General features: G+C 59.4%; 1 protein-coding gene. It reads left to right on the top strand.

Translation table 11 applies throughout. The annotated features are described in order from the left end of the window. Window positions 1–205: 205 nt before the first annotated feature. Window positions 206–508: DUF3182 family protein (locus tag AC0L3B_RS38340; RefSeq protein WP_473382769.1), on the top strand; the 303-nt coding region annotated here is incomplete at its 3' end.

Below are 508 nucleotides of genomic sequence, written 5' to 3'. Positions count from 1 at the left end.
CCCCCAGTGACTACCGCAACCGCTTCGGCGTGTGAATCGTGCAGAACGCCGCGTGCCCATCGGCGCGTCGTGCAGAATGGCGCAGGCTAACTGCTATCGCGTTTTCAGCAACGGGTTGATTTTCAAGCGCTCCTGCTCAACGCGAGCTTGGCGTGATCCCTGCTAGTCTTCCCTTACACACATGGCCGGATGCCAAGGGGGACGCATGACCCCGATTTCACGTAAAAAACAGGTGGTCGCTCACTCAACCCGAGTCGACGCGCCCGAACATGAAGTCCAAACCAACCTCGCCCTGGCGCGATGGCTGGCGCAAATAATGGGGTTAAAATTCGGCGGCAGTTACGACCCGCACACACACGCTGGCCGCGATCTGTACCTGCTTCCCACACAAACCGTGGTGGGGACTGCCCAGGCACGGGCGCTGAATATCAAAGGCCCAGACGACCTGTGGGGGGGGTATGTCGATCACCCGTTCATCTGCACCAAAGCCATCAGTCACGGGCTGTTA

The sequence above is a fragment of the Bradyrhizobium sp. Kon56 genome (assembly GCF_055807635.1).
This window is presented reverse-complemented; position numbering and strand designations above follow the sequence as displayed.